Here is an 18,269-nt window from a genome sequence, read left to right as displayed (position 1 = left end):
TATTAATTATTCTATTTTTTTTCTTGAAACAACGTAACAAATCTGTTTTATCAGCGTCAAACTAAAAGAATCAATTTAAATTAAAATAAGAACTAATGAAAAGAAGTATTTTATCTCTTGCTTCAGCTCTTTTAGTAGCATTTAGTGCTAATGCTCAAAAGGTTGAGTTTGAAGAGTACGATTTAAACAATGGAATGCATGTTATTTTGCACCAAGACAATTCTGCTCCTGTAGTTACTATTGGTGTTATGTACCATGTTGGAGCAAAAGATGAAGAGAACGGAAAAACAGGAATGGCGCACTTTTATGAGCATTTACTATTTACCGGAACAAAACACATTGGACGTGGTGAATGGAATAAAATAGAAGCTGCAAATGGTGGTACTGGAAATGCAAATACCAACTGGGATAGAACTTATTACTATGAAACTTTTCCTTCTAACAACTTAGAATTAGGTCTATGGATGGAATCTGAGCGTTTATTACACCCAATTATCGATCAAAAGGCTGTAGACACCCAAAATGAGGTTGTAAAAGAAGAAAAGCGCCAACGAATGGACAATGCTCCATATGGAAAAATCATTTATGGAGATGTTTACAATCATATTTTTGATAAACACAATTATGGTAGACCAATGATTGGATATATCAAAGATTTAGATGCTGCAAAGCTTGAAGAATTTAAAGCTTTTTACGACAAGTGGTATATGCCAAATAATGCTGTTTTAGTTGTTGCTGGTGATTTTAATACTAAAAACACTAAAAAATTAATCAAAGATTATTTTGAATCAATTCCAGCTCGTACACTTCCTAAAAGAACTAAAATAGTTGAGCCTGAAAGAACTCAAGAAAAAAGAGTTAAAGAATATGATTCTAATATCCAATTACCTGCAATTATATTAGCACATAAAACTCCTTCAATGAAAGAAAGAGATTCTAAAGTATTAGATGTTATCTCTACTATTTTAAGTAACGGAAAGAGCTCTAGATTGTTTAAGAAATTGGTTGATACTGAAAAGAAAGCTTTACAGGTATTCTCATTTGCAAGAAACTTAGAAGATTATAGTGTTTATAATATTGGTGCAATTCCTTTAGGAAAAACTTCTTTAGATGATTTAATAAAAGAAATGGACGAGGAAATTGAAAAATTACAAACTGAATTAATCTCAGACAGAGATTTAGAAAAAGTTCGTAATAAGTTCGAAAATCGTTTTGTAGCTTCAAATTCTAACGTACAAGGTATTGCCAATACACTGGCTAGAAACTATATGTTAGTTGGAGAAACAAACAGAATTAACAAAGAATTAGAAATTATTAATTCTATCACCAAAGAGGAAATTAGAGACGTAGCTAAAAAATACTTAGCTAAAAATCGTCGTGTAGTTATTGAATACTTACCAAAAAAGAAATAATCATCTAAACTGAATTTTAATGAAAACGAAAATATTATCAATCGTAGCTTTATTATTTCTATCATTAACTGTTTCAGCACAGATCGATAGAAGTAAACAGCCTAAACCAGGGCCAGCACCAAAAATAAATATTGGTAGCCCAAAGAAATTTAAACTAGACAACGGACTACAAGTTTTAGTAGTTGAAAATCATAAACTACCTAGAGTATCTGCTACTTTAACTATTGATAACCCTCCAATGTCTTATGGAAACAAAAAAGGGGTTGAAAGTTTATTAAGCGGAATGCTAGGAACAGGATCTACGAACACTCCAAAAGAAAATTTTGACGAAGAAGTAGATTTCCTAGGAGCAAACGTATCTTTTTGGGATGAAGGAGCAAGAGCTAGTTCTTTAACTAAATACTTTCCTAAAGTACTAGGTTTAATGGCAGATGCTGCTTTTAACCCGGTATTCTCTCAAGAAGAATTTGACAAGCAAATGAAACAATCTCTTGACGGAATTAAGTCTAACGCTAATAGTGTTGCAGCAATTGCAGATAGAGTTGAAGATGTATTAACCTATGGTAAAAATCACCCTTTTGGTGAATTCACTTCTGAAGAGACTTTAAAAAACATCACTTTACAAGATGTTAAAGATTTGTACAACAAAACTTACAAGCCTAATAATGCATACTTGGTAATTGTAGGAGATATTAATTTCGATAAAGCTAAATCTTTAGTTTCTAAATTGTTTTCTAACTGGAAAAAAGGAGATTTAGTAGCTCAAAAACTACCAAAAGTAGAAAACCCAGCTACTACAGAAATTGACTTTATTAACATGCCTAATGCGGTACAATCAGAATTATCAATCATAAACAGTGTAAACTTAAAAATGAATGATAAAGATTACTATGCTGCCTTGTTAGCAAACCAAATTCTTGGTGGAGGTGGTACTGGTAGGTTATATAAAAACTTACGTGAAGATAAAGGATATACATATGGTTCTTACTCTGGAATTGGTTCTAGCCGTTATGCTTCTCGTTTCAAAGTTTCTGCTTCTGTTAGAAACATGGTAACCGACAGTGCTATGGTAGAAGCAATGAAAGAAATTAATAAGATCCGTTATCAAAAAGCTACTAAAGAAGAATTAGATATTGCAAAAGCTAAATATATTGGAAGTTTCGTAAGAAATGTTGAAAAACCAAACACGATTGCTTCATATGCTTTAAACATCTTAACAAATGATTTACCTGAGAATTATTACCAAAATTATTTAAAGAATGTAAACGCAGTTACTTTAGAAGATGTTCAAAATGCAGCTATAAAATACTTTAGAGGAGATAAAGCACGTGTTGTAATTACAGGTAAAGGAATTGATGTTTTAAAGAACTTAGAAAAAACAGCTGATTATAAAATCAACTATTTTGATAAAAACGGAAATCCAACTGATAAACCTGCTATGAGCTTGCCTATTCCTGCTGGTACTACCGCTACAACTGTGATAGACAACTATTTTAAAGCAATTGGTGGACAAGACAAGGTAGCCAATGTAAAAACTTTAATGGTTACATCTAACGCAGCTGTTCAAGGTATGCAGTTAAGTTTAACTCAAAAGAATGCAGCTCCAAACAAGTCATTTATGGCTATCTCAATGATGGGGAATGTTATGCAAAAGAAAGTTTTTGATGGAACTAAAGGATACGAAGAAGGTCGTGGTCAGAAACAAGAAATGACTGGTAAAAAATTAGAAGAAGCAAAAGCTACTTCTGCTCCTTTTGCTGACCAAGCTTATAAAACTGGGAAGCTAGATAGAATTGAGCCAATTGAAGGTAAGAACGCTTATGTTATCAAGTATAACGATACTGAAATCTTTTATGATTTAACTTCTGGTTTAAAAATTAAAGAAGTAAGAACTCTAAAAGGACCTCAAGGAGAAGTTAAAGTTCCAACTAATTATTCTGAATATAAAGAAGTAAACGGAATCAAATTCCCTCATAAAACGGTTGTAAAACAAGGACCAATGAATTTGGAATTCATCGTTAAAGAGATTAAAATCAACGAAGGAGTTTCAGAAGCTGATTTTCAATAAGAATCAGAAGCCTTAAATAGTTAACAAAAGAGTCAAAGCATTAGTTTTGGCTCTTTTTTATTATCTTACTACACATTAAAAAATTTCATTATGAAAAGAACTCTTTCAACCTTCAGAAATTTAAATACATTAAAAAAAGAACAACTTAAAAAAGTCTTTGGAAGTGCTATTCCAACGTTAAACACTTTAGGCTATAACGATGGTTATGCAGATGGCACTGATGATGGATATTCTTCAGGTTATGATGATGGTTACGATGCCGGACTTGGATATTAGTTATTTTGCCTTATTTACCAACCAAACTCCAAACAAAATAATACCTCCAGCCAACAATTGAAGCATACTCAAACGTTCACCATCTATAATACCCCACATCACAGCAACTATTGGTATTAAATACGTTACAGAAGCAGCAAAAACTGGTGATGACATATGCACCATTTTGTTAAACATAACCTTTGCTATTCCTGTTCCAACAACAGATAAAATGGTAATATACCCCAATGCTGAAGTTGTTTCAGAAGTAACTTCAAAACTTGTAAAAAAGCCAGAAAATACTAAAACTAATAACGCAGGAATTATAAGTAACAAGAAGTTCCCTGTAGTAATTGCCAAGGCATCTAAATCGTGTAAATATCTTTTTATCATATTTACATTAAAGGCATATCCAATAGACGCAATTAAAATTAATATAGCGTACCAGTAATTTTGATTCGGATTCAGTTCGGCTCCTTTTAAAATCAGTATCAAAGTTCCTATTAAACCTATTAGAATTCCATAGAACTGTTTCTTTTTAAAAGCAAATCCAAATACCAAGGCACCAAAAATAAACGTATTAAACGGTGTCAAAGAATTGAGTATTGCAGAGATAGAACTATCAATATTACTAATTGCAAACGCAAATAAAAAGGACGGAAAAAAAGTACCTAAAGCTGCCGTATAAGCTACATATTTCCAATGTTTTTTTTGAATTCTTTTTAAGCTATTAAATCCAATTAGCAATAAAAAAACAGCTGTTATTAACATTCGTAAAGCTCCAACTTGAATAGGTGTTAAACCAACAAGAGCCTTTTTCATTAGTATAAATGAACTACCCCATACTAAAGATAAAATGATAAGGTAAATCCATTTTAATTTTTGATTGTTCATGCAACACTTGTATAAGTAAATACAAAAGTCGCATAAAACTTTATAACTTTAGTTATTTATTGATAAATTTGCGCTATTATCCTATAAATTAATCGAATAATGAAACTATTAAAGATATTTTTTGTTGTAGCATTTGTAAGTGTAGCAGCAATTGCTTGTAAAACAGAAGCTAAAAAAGAAGAGGCTCCTAAAACAGAAGTAGCAGCAAATGTACAAGAAGCTAGTTTTGCAATTTCTGGAATGACTTGTGAAATTGGTTGTGCTAAAAAAATCGCTTCTGACTTATCTAAAAAAGACGGTGTTGTAGATGCTAAAGTTGTTTTTGCTGATAGTATTGCAACAGTTAAGTTTGATGCAAACAAAACAAACAAAGCTGAATTAATGGCTTTTGTAAATGGTATTGCTGAAAACATGTATAAAACTTCAGAAATAAGTAAAAAAGCTGCTTGTAAAGCTGAATGTGAGAAAAAATGCTGTGACGCTAAAACAGAGGCTGAGAAAAAAGCTTGTGAAAAAGAGTGTGAAAAGGCTTGTTGTTCAGAAAAAGAAAAATCTGAAAAAGCAACAGCTTGTGCTAAAGATTGTAAAATGGAATGTTGTGCTGAAACTGAAAATGCATAATTCATTTCTAATCTAAATAAAACAGAAAGCTCCTAATAGGAGCTTTTTTTATGCCTTTTAAGTATCTTTGCATAAATTTATTTACTAGATGAAAAAACACTTTCCTCTCATCGTTAAAATCACATTAATTGCTGTTTATGTAATCTTTTTAGCTGGCTCTGTTGTTCGTATGACCGGTTCTGGAATGGGATGTCCTGATTGGCCAAAGTGTTTTGGGTATTATATCCCTCCTACTTCTGAAGAACAAATTACTTGGCAACCGAATACAGATTATAAAAAAGGAATGATCATTGTAAAAGATGAGGCCTTATTTGTAGCAGAAACCAATTTAAAAACTGCTACCGAATTCAATACTAGTAATTGGAAAAAATACACAAAGCATAACTATGCTAAATTTAATAAATATCACACTTGGACAGAATATATTAATCGCCTTTCTTCCGCTGTAGCAGGAATTCCTTTTTTATTCTTAGTGGTAATTTCTCTATCTTTTTGGAGAGAAAAAAAGTCAATTACCCTGCTTTCCTTAGGAGCGTTCTTCTTAATGTTATTTGAAGCTTGGCTTGGAAAAACAGTGGTAGACACAAACTTAAAGCCCACAATAATTACCATACATATGGTAGCTGGATTGGTAATTGTAGCTTTATTACTTTGGCTATTATTCATTGTTACTGAACGTAAATCTGTTTATAAATACAATTCATTGTTCAATAAACTTCTCATCGTTTCTGTGGTGTTTTCATTAATTCAAATTGCCATGGGAACACAAGTGCGCCAGTTTATTGATGAGCAAGTAAAATTATTTGGATTTGAAAATAAACAGTACAGTTTAATGGACCCTCATTTTAAGTTTTATTTCCACCGATCTTTTACCATTGCCATTGTGTTGGTGAACCTTGGAATGTTTTATTTAAACCAAGTAAAAGATTTAGGATATAAACTCGTGAATTGGATTGTATTCTTAATCTTTTTAGAAACCATTACAGGTATTTTAATGTACTATGCCGAATTTCCTTTAGGAACTCAAGCAATACACTTATTAGCAGGCGCTGTTTTGTTTGGACTACAGTTTTATTTATGGCTTCAAAGCAGGAAAACAACGTAGTTATTAGTATCTACTGAAATGACAGAGGAAGAAAAAAACATTCTTAAAAGAAAAAACACACCACTAACTTGGGATGAATGGTTAGGCTTTTTTCTTGTCCCTGTTAACATGAGTCATCGTAGTCTTTTTCCTACAGATGACTTTAATGACACCGAAGTTGAACGATTTAAAAAGTTTAATTTTGACAAAAAGTTAAAGCAATCTTATCAAGCGAGAATTTTAGGTGCAATTTTCTACTTTATTTTGATCGTTCTTTTTACTAAGTATTTGTACTAATCTACTTTTTCCACTCAAGTGTTTCCATCATCTTGATCATATCTGCTTTGATATATTCAATAGCTGGTAATAGTGAATCGTAATTAGGTTTGGTATAAAAGAACAACGATCCTTTTAAGAAGTTTTTTGAAGAATCGGTTGCATGGAATTGTACTTGAGAAGCTGCATTTCCTTTTATTTCATACAAACTTCCATATACATTTCTACTAGGGTTTACATATTCTACAGGAGCAGTAATTTGATCAGCTTTAATAGCATGCTCAAACACTAACTTTTCAGCCTCCATTAATAATTCTCTTAAATTATTTTTTATAGGCCTGTAAGTAATATCAACCGAAGCTTTTAAGGCAGGATATTCTACCTTCATCCAGTTTTTAGGTAGATTTTTTTGTTCTGTGTTTTTAGCAACTTCAAAAGAATAAGGTCTTTCTAAAGTCATTTTTTTAAATCCTTTTTGAGGATAATTTAAACTTAAGTAACCTTTTGGTTTTGGTAAAGTTTCTTCATCACAACTCACCATCAATACTACTAACATCAACACTAAAATCTTACGCATTTCGAGTAACTTTAACTTGTTTTATTCTTTTTTTATCTACTACTTCAATAGTAAACGTATAGTTCTTATAATTTATTTTTTCTCCTTTTTTAGGAAATTTACCTGATACTTCTAATATGAATCCAGCCAGCGTTTCACTTTCCCCTTTGTCTTCTTCAAAACCTTCTTCATCTTCCTCTAAAACTCTACAAAAATCTTTAACAGTAACTTTTCCTTCAAAAATAAAATTGTTTTCATCAAGCTTAGAATAAGACAAATCATCATCATCAAATTCATCATTTATATCTCCAACAATTTCTTCAATAACATCTTCTAAAGTTACAATACCGCTTGTTCCTCCATATTCATCAACCACAATAGCTAAGTGCATTTTCTTTTCTTGAAATTCACTTAACAAATCATCTAATTTCTTGTTTTCAGGAACAAAGAAGGATTCTCTGATTAAACTTTGCCACTTAAAATTTTTCTTATTTAAATGTGCCAACAAATCTTTTGCATATAAAACCCCTTTAATGTTATCAATACTTTCATGATACACAGGGTTACGAGAATAACCATTTGCGAGGATAACGGAAAGCACTTCGGTAAAACTAGCGTCATCGCTAATGGCACAAACATCTGTTCGTGGTTTCATTATCTGTACTGTTTCTGTATTCCCAAAAGTTACAATTCCTTCTAAAATCTTTTGTTCATCTTTAGTAGTAGCATCTTCCGAAGTTAATTCCAAGGCCTGTGATAGACGTTCTACGGATAAATTATTGTTTCTATTTCCTAGTCTATTTTCAACAATACTAGTTAATTTAATTAGCACAGTACTTAAGGGGGTTAATAAAGTATTTAATACCAAAATAGGTTTCGACATAAATCCTGCAAACTGCAAAGACTTACGAGTAGCGTAGACTTTTGGCAATACTTCTCCAAACAATAATATTAAAAAGGTAACTAAACCAACTTCAATAAAAAACTTTACCTCATCTGATAACCCAACAAAAAACACTTCTCCTAAAGCCGCAAACAATAAAACAATAAGAATATTTATAAAATTATTGGTTATTAAGATCGTTCCTAAAAGTTTTTTAGGATTGGACATTAACCTTACTACTGTACTTCTTCCTTTTGTTCTTTCCGCTACTTCATCCAATTCTGTTTGTGATATTGAGAAAAATGCCACTTCTGCACCAGACACTAATGCAGAACTAATTAAAAGCAATACTAATGCAACACAATTTAGTATGGTTAATGAGTCAATACTTAATAATAGAAATGGTAATGATTCGGGATCGGGTTCCAAAAAAACTTGTTTTAGTTATACATTAAAATGGTAAATCATCATCTTCATTAAAAGAAGCTGGTGATTCTTGGTTTGTTGATTGTGTTCCTGCATTACTTTGTCCTTGCGTTGGTGGAGCACTTGTTTCCTTCTTAGTCGATAAAAAAGTCATGTCTTGTACATGAATTTCTGTAGTATATCTTTTTTGACCATCGACCTCGTACTGTCTTGTTTTTATTCTACCTTCACAATATACTCTATCTCCTTTTGAAAGGTATTTTTCACAAATCTCTGCCAACTTATTTCGTACCACTATATTATGCCATTCGGTATTTGTGATACGCTCTCCTGTTTGACGATTGGTATATGTTTCGTTAGTAGCTAAAGGAAAACGCCCGATAGAGTTTCCTCCTTCAAAATAATGCATCTTTACCTCATCTCCTAAATGCCCAATAAGCATTACTTTATTGATTGTTCCTGCCATAACATTTTAATTTACGATAAAATCAAATATACAAATTTTTAGATTTTGTCCTTTTTAAAATTGGTTAAAAACTTATCTATTAAAACAGGAACTGGATATTCTTCAACCTCATTCCATTTTATAGTTGCTTTTATATGTTTCTCTATTTCTATTACCCAAAACTTTGTATACAAATGTTGGTGTGACAACTTATGTACCACATCTTTGGTATTAAACAATGAAATAGAAACATCCGATTGAAATAAATCTTCAAAACCTTTATCATTAATCAATTCTTTAACTGATTCAATAGGTTTTTGAGTTTCTACTAAGGGGAACTCATACAACCCTTGCCAAATACCTTTACCTTTTCTTTCATTTAACATGGTATATCCATTTGCAGTTTTCAATACTAAATAATTAAAGTATCGTTTTCGAACCTTTATCTTTTTCTCCTTAATAGGTAAGGTGCCTACCAAGTCTTTTTCTAAAGCAACACAACTCGAACTTATATGACATTCATCACACAATGGTTTTTGGGGTTTACAATGTAATGCTCCAAAATCCATAATAGCCTGATTATACACTCCAGGTTCCTTTGTATCTATGAGTGTTTGTGCCAATTCTTTAAACTCTTTAATTCCTTTTGTTGAATTAATAGGTGTTTCAATTCCAAAATATCTAGAAAGCACTCTATATACATTACCATCTACCACTGCAGCAGCTTCATTAAAACAAATTGAAGCAATGGCTGAGGCGGTATAATCACCCACTCCTTTTAATTTTAACAAATCTTTATAATTTCCAGGAAATTCTCCATTTAATTCGTTTGCGATGTATTTAGCTGTGAAATGCAAATTTCTAGCTCTAGAGTAATACCCCAAGCCTTGCCACAGTTTTAACACCTTTTCTTCAGATGCTTCTGCCAAATGAAACACCGTTGGGAAAGCCTCTATATACCTTAAATAGTACGGCAAACCTTGTGCTACTCGCGTTTGTTGAAGCATGATTTCGCTTAACCAAATATGGTATGGATCTTTAGTTTTTCGCCAAGGAAGTTCTCTGTTATTTTGTAAATACCAGTGTTTCAATTTGTTATTAAAATTCATTTTCTGAAATTTGCAATGCGAAAGTACTGTATTTTCGTAAGATAATTTTAATCTTAAAAATTTTCGGAATAGATTAATTATCATATATTTGCATCCTCAATTTTTAAAGAAAACAAATCAAAAAATATTTATAATGACAAAAGCAGATATCGTATCAAAGATTTCAGATAAGAGCGGAATTGAAAAAGCAGATGTTTTAGCGACTGTTGAAGCGTTTATGGAAGAGGTAAAAGGTGCATTAGAAAGTGGCGATAATGTTTATTTAAGAGGTTTTGGTAGCTTTATTATCAAAACAAGAGCAGAAAAAACTGGTAGAAATATTTCTAAAAATACTACTATCAAAATTCCTGCACACAATATTCCAGCTTTTAAACCTTCAAAAGTATTTACAGAAGGAGTTAAGGCTAAGGTAAAAGTTGAAGAAACAAAGTAATTACACGATATTATATTAACCAAAACCCTAGGGTTTTATTAAAAACATTTTAATTATGCCAAGTGGTAAAAAAAGAAAGAGAGCTAAGATCTCTACACACAAAAGAAAAAAAAGAGCAAGAGCAAACCGTCATAAGAAAAAGTAAGCAGTAGCTTACTTTTTCCGTTTTGCTTATATAGCTTAAAAGTTCATTGAAATCATGGTTATAAAACCTTAATTGGTTTTTTAATACCTGTTCACAAATTTTAATCCGTCTGCACAATTCATAGCATTGTGTTGGCTAAAAATCTTTTCAGATGAAAACAGAATTAATTATTCGTTCAAATTCTTCTGATATTGATTTTGCCTTACTACGAGATGGTAAACTTATTGAACTAAACAAAGAGACAAACGACAACAAATTTTCAGTAGGAGATATTTTTCTTGCTAAAATTGGTAAAGTAATGTCTGGCTTAAACGCTGCATTTGTAAATGTAGGTTATCCTAAAGATGGTTTTTTACACTATCATGATTTAGGTCCGCAAGTACAATCTTTGAATAAGTTCATTAAGAAAGTAAGCACAGGTAAATACAAAGAGTTCACTTTAAAAAACTTCCGTTCTGAAGAAGATATTAATAAAGACGGAAGTATTATTGACGTACTAAAATCAGGTCAAAATTTATTAGTACAAATTGTAAAAGAACCCATTTCTACCAAAGGACCTCGAATAAGTTCTGAGTTGTCTATTGCTGGTAGATTTTTAGTATTAGTTCCTTTTTCAGACAGAGTATCTGTATCACAAAAGATACAAGATAACAAAGAAAAAGAACGTTTAAAAAAATTAGCAAGAAGTATCAAGCCAAAAGGGTTTGGACTTATTTTACGTACTGTTGCCGAGGGTAAAAAGGTAGCAGAACTAGATAAAGATTTACAAAACTCGTTAGAGCGTTGGAAAAGTATGTGTAAACGTATTTCAAATCAAAACACACCAACCAAAATATTAAGCGAGTTAAACAGAGCATCTTCCATACTAAGAGATGTGATGAACGATTCTTTTACAAGTATCATTACCAACGATGAAGCATTAAAAATAGAAATCAAGGAATATTTACAAGAAATATATCCTGAAAAAGAAAAGATTGTAAAATTACATCGTTCGCAAACACCTATTTTTGAGAAATTCGGTATAGAACGACAAATTAAAACATCGTTTGGAAAAACAGTTTCTATGAGTAAAGGTGCTTATTTAGTTATTGAGCACACAGAAGCTTTGCACGTTATTGATGTAAATAGCGGTAATAGATCAAACAAAGCTAAAAGTCAAGAAGAAACTGCATTAGAAGTTAATTTAATTGCAGCTACTGAAATCGCTCGCCAGTTACAATTACGTGACATGGGAGGAATTATAGTAGTTGATTTTATCGATATGAAATCGGCAGAAAATCGTCAAGTTTTATATCAACACCTTAAAGAAGCGATGTCTTTAGACCGTACAAAACACAAAATTTTACCTCCGAGTAAATTTGGATTAGTACAAATTACAAGACAACGTGTACGACCTGAATTACATATAAAAACTCGCGAACCAAATCCAAGTAATGGAGATGGCGAAGTGGAAGCTCCTATTGTATTAGTTGAAAAAATAGAAGCAGAATTGGAACGTATCATCAGTAATAACAACAACAAGAATATTACTTTAAACGTACATCCATTTATAGCTGCCTATTTAACTAAAGGAGTAAATTCAATTCGTTTTAAATGGTTTGTAAGACACAAAAAGTGGATAAAAGTTTTACCTAGAGATGCTTACCAATACTTACAATACAAATTTTTCTTTGATAAAAAGAAGAAGAAAAAAAGTAAGTAAGGCATTATCTTATTATGAAATAAAAAGCTCAATTCTAATAGAATTGAGCTTTTTTTATGCTTTAAAACCAGAATCCTAGGTTGAGTAACCAATACTTCTCATCATGGTCTGGCGACCAGCTATACTTTATTTCTATAGGTCCTAAGAAAGTTTCTAGACTATATCCTACTGCATACCCTGATTTGGTATTTTTAAATAAACTTCCGCTTTTTAAAACATCTTCTTCAACTCTAGCATAATTCGCTATAAAAGAAGCGTATTGCTTATCAAAAACCTCATATCTAAAGTTAAACTCAGATCTTAAAAAAGACTGGTTTACTAATTCCGATACATCATACCCATAAAAAGGAACAAAATTATTAATGAAGTTCTGATTATATCCTCCTAGTCGGTAGTCGAAAATTAAAGATGATTTTTTTCCTAAGGTATACCCTGCATCTGAAATATATTGAAAGGTCAATTTATCCATGAATGTAGTGGCAAAACTAACACTACCTTGCAGTTGAGAAAATTGTTGAAATGGTTGTTGTGCACTACTATGAAAATCGTTTAACCTGTCATTTCTATCTGACCACATATACCATTTAAAACCTATGTCTGCACGAAACCCTTTGGTAGGGAACAACTTCTTATCAAATGTGTCTAGCTTTAAAAAGAGGAATGAATTAATATAATTGCTATTATCAAAAATAACTTCTTCTCCGCTAGGGTCTAAAATGGTTTCTGTGGATACTTTAATTTTTTTATTCTCTAATCCAATCCCTAATGCGAACTTTTTATCTAAAGTTGTTTGTACAAAAAGTTTATTCGTAAAATCTTCGTACTTGGCATTTATATTATTTACCTGCTCATTAAATGGGAAATTGTTTTTAAAAGAATTATACCTCGATGAAAATCCAAAACTAGGAGCCAACCCATTATCTATAAAATACTCTAAATTATATCGAATTCTATCTCCAACTCCCAAATCAAATAACAACTCATCGTTCTGAAACAATAACTTCTTATGGTTATAACCCAGTAATACTGCCGATTTATACAACAAATCATAATGTAAACCTAAACGTACAAAGCGTTCTATTTCATCTTCTTTTAAACTTACCACTAATTTTTTCCCTTTAAATGATGGCTCTAAATGATAGTCTATTCTTTTAAAATTATTTGTTGCCGTTAAGGTTCCTATTTTTTTTGAGATCATTTTATAAGAAGAACTATCTCCTTCTTTTAGCTGTAACTTCCCTAAAACGTAATTATTTGTATAGTTTTTGTTTCCATTGATAACAATTCTATCTATTAAGAATTTGCTTTGTTCTAATTTGATTTTAGGTCTAATTGTTTTATTTGTCTGAAGCTTGGCTATACTATCAAAAACTGCCTTATAAGGTTTAGCTGATTTTATTCCTTCTCTTATAATTCCTTCTTTTTTGTCAAAAGAAATTACACTATACTCTAATATATCTGGCCTCATGTATATATCGAGTAATTCAACCTGCTCATCAGATCTTTTATACATCTGAAAGTTAATAATCTGCATTAACAAAGAGGCTATAGAAGATAATTCTTCCCTTTTTAACAACTGTCCTTGTACATTTACACCAATGATCAAATCAACTCCCTTTTTCTTCATAATATTTACAGGAAAGTTGTTCACTACACCACCATCCACTAACAATTTACCATCTACCTCAACTGGATTTAATAAAGAAGGAAAAGCGGCACTTGCTCTAAGCGCCAGTGGTAAAGATCCTTTCTCTAACACAACTTCTTCACTAGTTTCTATGTTAGTTGCTACACAATAAAAAGGTATTGGAAGTTTTGAAAAATCATTGACATCATCAACAGGAGCTAATAATTCAGTTAAGAAGTTTAATACATTTTGTCCTTTTGAAAGTCCTAGCGGTAATCCTAAGCCATCTTTTTTAATCGGTAAGGAAATAGCATACTTCTCACCATACTCCTTCTTAAAAAACGGTTTTTCTCTTCTAGGAATTTCATCTTGTAGCAAAGACACAAAATCAATGTCTACTACTATTTTTTCAATTTGTTCAGGAGAATAGCCAGACGCGTACAAACCGCCTACAATACTTCCCATACTGGTACCTCCAATATAATCAACTTGTACTCCTGCTTTTTCTAATTCTTTTAACACTCCAATATGAGCAAATCCTTTAGCTCCGCCTCCACTTAGTACCAAACCTATTTTGGGTTGTTCCTGTGCTAAAACAAACAATGGAAGAAATAAAATATATAGTAGCAATTTTCTCATTTCTATTACTTTTTATGATAGTGGTTATAAATTTTTTGCGCTCTAGAATTCCCAACAATTTCTATTAACTCTTCCATAGAGGCTTCTTTTACTCTCTTTGCCGACTTAAATTTACGTAAAAGACTGGTTATCGTTTGTTTACCAACATCTGGTATTTGTTCTAATTCAGATTGAATAGCACTCTTACTTCGTTTATTTCTATGAAACGTAATACCAAAACGGTGTGCTTCATTTCTCAAATGCTGAATAATCTTAAGCGTTTCTGACTTTTTATCTAAATACAAAGGAATGGAATCTCCCGGGTAATAAATCTCCTCAAGTCGTTTTGCAATACCAATAATGGCTATCTTCCCTCGTAATTCTAAAGCATCTAAACTTTTTAAAGCAGATGATAATTGCCCTTTTCCTCCATCAATTACAATTAATTGAGGTAAGGGTTGATTTTCTTCTAACAATCGTTTATATCTACGAAATACAACTTCTTCCATAGATGCAAAATCATCGGGTCCTTCAACAGTTTTAATATTGAAATGTCGATACTCCTTTTTGCTTGGTTTTCCGTTTTTAAAAACCACACAAGCCGCAACCGGGTGTGTTCCTTGAATATTTGAGTTATCAAAACATTCTATATGCCTAGGTTCTACACGCAAACGCAAATCCTTTTGCATTTGACCCATAATTCGCTTCACATGTCTATCTGGATCAACAATTTTTATTTGCTTGAATTGTTCCTGACGGTAATACTTGGCATTTCTTTCCGATAACTCTACAATTCTTTTCTTATCTCCAAGCTTCGGTACCGTAACCTTAATATTTTCACCCAAATCAACTTCAAATGGAACGTATACTTCTTTTGAAAGTGAATCAAATCTATTGCGTGTTTCAACAATAAATAATTCTAACAGTTCCTTATCTGTTTCTTCTAATTTCTTTTTGATTTCTGTAGTATATGACTGTACAATAGACCCGTTCATAACTTTGAAGAAATTCGCATATCCATGTGATTCATCAGAAATAATGGAAAATACATCTACATTGTTAATAGATGGATTCACTACGGTAGATTTAGCCTGGTAATTCTGCAAAACTTCTATTTTCTCCTTTACCTCTTGCGCTTCCTCAAACCTCATCTCTTGAGCATAATTACCCATTAAAGCTTTAAGTTTAATAACACTTTCCTTAAAGTTTCCTTTAATGATATTTCGAATATCATTAATATCTGCCATGTATTGCTCCTCTGTTTGGGTACTACGAGTAGGATTTTTTAAGCTTTTAATTTGATGTTCTAAAGAACCCACATAATGCTGATAGTTACTCTTCTTCCTTCCAATATCGTATTTATAAGTTCTTACTGAATAAATCTCGTCTATTAAATAAAACAAAGAGTTTATTGTTTTTACACTTGTATAAGGTCCAAAATACTCGGAACCATCTTTTATTACTCTACGCGTCATAAAAACTCTAGGAAATCGCTCTTTCTTAATACAAATCCAAGGATAGGTTTTATCATCCTTCAACATTACATTGTATTTTGGCTGATGCTTTTTTATAAGACTATTTTCTAACAACAAAGCGTCTGTCTCCGTATCAACCACAATATGTTCAATGCGTACAATCTTTTTCACCAAAACTCGTGTTTTTCCATACTCATGATTTTTAGTAAAATAAGAGGAAACACGTTTTTTTAGATTTTTAGCTTTTCCAACATAAATAATTACATCTTCCTTATCAAAATATTGATATACCCCAGGTGAATTAGGCAATGTTTTTATTTGTAGTTCTAATGGTGTTGGCATACAACGAAAATACGACTTCTAAAAAATATATTCCCAGTAAAGACGTACTTTTACCCTTATTTATTTTACAATGCAAAAACCTATTGAATTTTATAAATCCCAACTTGTTGAATTAGACAAAAAACACACTGAAGTTTCAAAGAAGATTTTGAGCATTCGTATACTTCGGTTTACCGTTTTTTTGGCTACTGCAATGGGAGTCTATTATACATTTAAAACTCCGTACACTCCTATAATTATTGGGGTAATTGGACTAGCTGCTTTTATTTATTTAGTACTACATCATCAAAAGCTAAAGGAAGAAAGAAAAATAGTTCATGCTAAAAAAAGCATCAATACCACCGAACTAGAAGTTTTAAATGGTAATTACCATACATTAGACACCGGTAAGGAGTTTATCGACCCATTACATTTTTTTAGTAATGACATAGATTTATTTGGAAAAGGTTCTTTCTTTCAATTCATCAATAGAACAGTAACCAATGATGGAAAAAAATTACTGGTCGAAACTTTATCTAGCAATCATATTGCTAATATTCCTGAAAAACAAAAAGCTTTACAAGAGCTTTCTACCAAAGCAACATGGAGACAACATTTTTCAGCATTAGAAAGCTTAGTGTCTACAAAAAAAGACACCTCGGTAATTATACTATGGATACAGCAATACACTTCTAAATTACCCAACTTTCTTTCGGTAGTTACTAAAGTGTTTCCTATAATTTCAATTGGTTTAATTGCACTCTTAACATTTAAAATCATTAGTTTTTCTGTGCTTTTATTGTGGTTTTTTATTGGTTTGGGAGTTACCGTTTCTAACTTAAAAGCAACGCAAAAACTCTATACCGATGCCAATCACGCAAAGGATATTTTTAAACAATACTATTTACTCTTAGAACAAATAGAAAACCAACAATTTTCTTCTACAATACTTCAAGAGAAACAACAAGATATTGCTTCCGAAAATGAAAAAGCGTCTGTTATTTTTAAAAAATTCTCTAAGATATTAGATGCGTTTGATCAGCGAAACAATTTATTAATTGCATTGGTTGGAAATGGTTTGTTTTTATGGGATATTCAAAATGCTTTAAAAACAGAACAATGGATTGCTCAATATAAAAATGTAGTGGCGCAATGGTTTGATACCGTTAGTTTCTTTGATGCGCAAAACTCATTAGCCAATTTTGTATACAACCACCCGAGCTATACTTTTCCTAATATTCAGAAAGAAACAGCCGTTATTACTGCTAAAAACCTAGGGCATCCATTATTAAATCCTACTAAAAGAGTTGACAACGATTTTGGTATCAATTCCGAACAGTTTTTTATCATTACCGGAGCAAACATGGCAGGAAAAAGTACTTTTTTACGAACGATATCATTGTCTATTATCATGGCCAATTGTGGACTTCCTATTTGTGCAGAAAATTATAGCTATACTCCAATAAAACTTATTACAAGTATGCGTACTTCAGATTCATTAACCGATGATGAATCGTACTTTTATTCAGAATTGAAACGCTTGAAATTTATTGTTGACGAATTAGCTAATGATACTTATTTCATTGTGTTAGATGAAATCTTAAAAGGAACCAATAGCAAAGATAAAGCTTTGGGTTCTAAGAAATTTATTGAAAGACTAAGCAAATCAAATTCTACTGGAATTATTGCTACACACGATATCAGTTTATGTGAATTGGCAAGTGACTATGCGCCGCAAATAGAGAATCATTATTTCGACGCTGAAATCATCAATGATGAGTTGTTTTTTGATTATAAAATGAAAGAGGGGATTTGTAAAAACATGAATGCATCTTTCCTTCTGAAAAAAATGGAAATTGTATAAGTCTAGTTTGAAGCTGCAAGGTATAAATACGCTCTAAAACTATGACAAATGACAG

16 protein-coding genes are annotated in these 18,269 nt (G+C 31.6%); 9 read left to right on the top strand and 7 right to left on the bottom strand.

Annotated elements, in window-relative coordinates; translation table 11 throughout:
• Positions 1-95: 95 nt before the first annotated feature.
• The 3 genes from Q0873_RS08755 (at position 96) to Q0873_RS08745 (ending at position 3,756) form a co-directional block, all read left to right on the top strand.
• Complete coding sequence (locus Q0873_RS08755) at positions 96-1,412, top strand: pitrilysin family protein (protein ID WP_299106175.1); 1,317 nt, start codon at positions 96-98, stop codon at positions 1,410-1,412.
• 19 nt (positions 1,413-1,431) lie between these two features.
• The gene (locus tag Q0873_RS08750) at positions 1,432-3,480 is read left to right on the top strand and encodes a pitrilysin family protein (protein WP_299106174.1); all 2,049 of its coding nucleotides are present in this window, start codon (positions 1,432-1,434) and stop codon (positions 3,478-3,480) included.
• Positions 3,481-3,570: 90 nt separating this feature from the next.
• The gene (locus tag Q0873_RS08745; RefSeq protein WP_299106172.1) at positions 3,571-3,756 is read left to right on the top strand and encodes a hypothetical protein; all 186 of its coding nucleotides are present in this window, start codon (positions 3,571-3,573) and stop codon (positions 3,754-3,756) included.
• Here Q0873_RS08745 and Q0873_RS08740 read toward each other — a convergent pair whose 3' ends face one another.
• On the bottom strand, positions 3,757-4,629 hold the full coding sequence (locus tag Q0873_RS08740; RefSeq protein ID WP_299106170.1) for an EamA family transporter: 873 nt from the start codon (positions 4,627-4,629) through the stop codon (positions 3,757-3,759). It abuts the gene before it with no gap.
• 99 nt (positions 4,630-4,728) lie between these two features.
• On the opposite strand from Q0873_RS08740, the gene Q0873_RS08735 reads away from it, so the two are divergent.
• The 3 genes from Q0873_RS08735 (at position 4,729) to Q0873_RS08725 (ending at position 6,631) form a co-directional block, all read left to right on the top strand.
• Positions 4,729-5,250, top strand: a complete 522-nt coding sequence (locus Q0873_RS08735) for a heavy metal-associated domain-containing protein (RefSeq protein ID WP_299106168.1) — start codon at positions 4,729-4,731, stop codon at positions 5,248-5,250.
• Positions 5,251-5,338: 88 nt separating this feature from the next.
• Entirely contained in the window at positions 5,339-6,355 is a 1,017-nt protein-coding gene (locus Q0873_RS08730) for a COX15/CtaA family protein (protein WP_299106166.1), read from the top strand.
• Between the two features lie 18 nt (positions 6,356-6,373).
• The gene (locus tag Q0873_RS08725; RefSeq protein WP_299106164.1) at positions 6,374-6,631 is read left to right on the top strand and encodes a hypothetical protein; all 258 of its coding nucleotides are present in this window, start codon (positions 6,374-6,376) and stop codon (positions 6,629-6,631) included.
• 1 nt (position 6,632) lies between these two features.
• Here the strand turns inward: Q0873_RS08725 and gldD are convergent, their stop codons facing one another.
• The 4 genes from gldD to mutY are packed head-to-tail and all read right to left on the bottom strand — an operon-like array spanning position 6,633 to position 10,029.
• Positions 6,633-7,187 (bottom strand): gliding motility lipoprotein GldD, encoded by a 555-nt coding sequence (gene gldD, locus Q0873_RS08720; RefSeq protein ID WP_299106162.1) that lies wholly within the window; start codon positions 7,185-7,187, stop codon positions 6,633-6,635.
• The gene (gldE, locus tag Q0873_RS08715) at positions 7,180-8,478 is read right to left on the bottom strand and encodes a gliding motility-associated protein GldE (protein ID WP_299106160.1); all 1,299 of its coding nucleotides are present in this window, start codon (positions 8,476-8,478) and stop codon (positions 7,180-7,182) included. Before gldE ends, gldD begins: the two co-directional genes overlap by 8 nt.
• Positions 8,479-8,500: 22 nt before the next feature.
• Entirely contained in the window at positions 8,501-8,941 is a 441-nt protein-coding gene (gene ssb, locus Q0873_RS08710; RefSeq protein WP_299106158.1) for a single-stranded DNA-binding protein, read from the bottom strand.
• A gap of 38 nt (positions 8,942-8,979) precedes the next feature.
• On the bottom strand, positions 8,980-10,029 hold the full coding sequence (mutY, locus tag Q0873_RS08705; protein ID WP_299106156.1) for an A/G-specific adenine glycosylase: 1,050 nt from the start codon (positions 10,027-10,029) through the stop codon (positions 8,980-8,982).
• A 133-nt stretch (positions 10,030-10,162) separates the two neighbouring features.
• Here mutY and Q0873_RS08700 point away from each other — a divergent pair, with 133 nt between their 5' ends.
• Positions 10,163-10,462, top strand: coding sequence for an HU family DNA-binding protein (locus tag Q0873_RS08700; protein ID WP_299106154.1), 300 nt, complete (start codon positions 10,163-10,165; stop codon positions 10,460-10,462).
• A gap of 296 nt (positions 10,463-10,758) precedes the next feature.
• On the top strand, positions 10,759-12,309 hold the full coding sequence (locus Q0873_RS08695; RefSeq protein ID WP_299106152.1) for a ribonuclease E/G: 1,551 nt from the start codon (positions 10,759-10,761) through the stop codon (positions 12,307-12,309).
• 61 nt (positions 12,310-12,370) lie between these two features.
• Here Q0873_RS08695 and Q0873_RS08690 read toward each other — a convergent pair whose 3' ends face one another.
• Entirely contained in the window at positions 12,371-14,575 is a 2,205-nt protein-coding gene (locus tag Q0873_RS08690; protein WP_299106150.1) for a patatin-like phospholipase family protein, read from the bottom strand.
• A 5-nt stretch (positions 14,576-14,580) separates the two neighbouring features.
• Positions 14,581-16,371 (bottom strand): excinuclease ABC subunit UvrC, encoded by a 1,791-nt coding sequence (gene uvrC / locus Q0873_RS08685; RefSeq protein ID WP_299106148.1) that lies wholly within the window; start codon positions 16,369-16,371, stop codon positions 14,581-14,583.
• 70 nt (positions 16,372-16,441) lie between these two features.
• Between uvrC and Q0873_RS08680 the strand changes: the two genes are divergently transcribed.
• Positions 16,442-18,214 carry a DNA mismatch repair protein MutS gene (locus tag Q0873_RS08680; RefSeq protein ID WP_299106146.1) on the top strand — a complete coding sequence of 591 codons (1,773 nt, stop codon included), beginning with the start codon at positions 16,442-16,444 and terminating at the stop codon, positions 18,212-18,214.
• The last annotated feature ends 55 nt before the right edge of the window (positions 18,215-18,269 follow it).

The sequence above is a fragment of the uncultured Tenacibaculum sp. genome (genome assembly GCF_947498805.1).
Lineage (GTDB): Bacteria > Bacteroidota > Bacteroidia > Flavobacteriales > Flavobacteriaceae > Polaribacter.
This window is presented reverse-complemented; position numbering and strand designations above follow the sequence as displayed.